Origin of the sequence: Corynebacterium sp. ACRPS, from assembly GCF_022346005.1 — a bacterium.
GTDB lineage: Bacteria > Actinomycetota > Actinomycetes > Mycobacteriales > Mycobacteriaceae > Corynebacterium.
Genome location: NZ_JAKRMY010000044.1, coordinates 1 through 742 on the forward strand (window position 1 = coordinate 1; position 742 = coordinate 742).

At 57.1% G+C, this 742-nt stretch carries 1 protein-coding gene; it reads left to right on the plus strand.

Annotated elements, in window-relative coordinates; translation table 11 throughout:
* The coding region (locus tag MHX65_RS11485) for an ATP-binding protein (protein ID WP_239270173.1) at positions 1-657 on the plus strand (657 nt) is incomplete at its 5' end.
* Positions 658-742 lie beyond the last annotated feature (85 nt).

Genomic DNA, 742 nt, shown 5'->3' on the forward strand with positions numbered 1-742 from the left:
GCTCAGGTAGCTGCACGTGATTCGAAAGTAATCGAAAAACTCGTCAAAGCCGCCAAGCTACCCAACGCGCTTGCGGCTTTGGAACGCTTTGAAGCACACAGCAACCGAGGGATCACTCCAGACCGTATTGAGCGGTTAGCTACCTGCGACTGGATTACCTACGGCAGAGATCTAACCATCGTGGGAGCTACCGGCACCGGCAAAAGCTTCCTCGCCCAAGGCCTAGCCGTGGCTGCGTGCCGGCATAAACTAACCGCACGCTACTTTAGACTCGCCGACTTAGCCGACGAGTTCGACGCCACAGCCGACGCTGCCTATGAGCGCAAAGCCCTCCTTGAGGAACTGACAAAGCCGGCTGTGTTGGTCATCGACGACTTCCTGGCCACGGACGTATCTGCCTTCGCCTTAGCCCAGGTATTCAACCTCCTGGTCAAGCGGGAGCATTCCTCAACCGTCATCGTCAGCCAGCACGAGCCGGAATACTGGTACAGCGTCTTTAGTGAAAACGCGATCGCCGACGCTGTCCTATCCCGACTTGCAAACAACGGCAGCAAACTCACCCTCATCGGTGAAGACATGCGCACCCGTGACGACTTCCAAGAAGAAAGGGGAACACTTAGCAAACAGCTCAAGCAACGTCAACGGTCCAAACGATAAGCGGGGGTAAAACCGGCTACCGGGCGGCTACCGCCACCCCGGTACCTGGTACCGCCTTACCGGTCCCTAAAACAAGCCCGCGTCA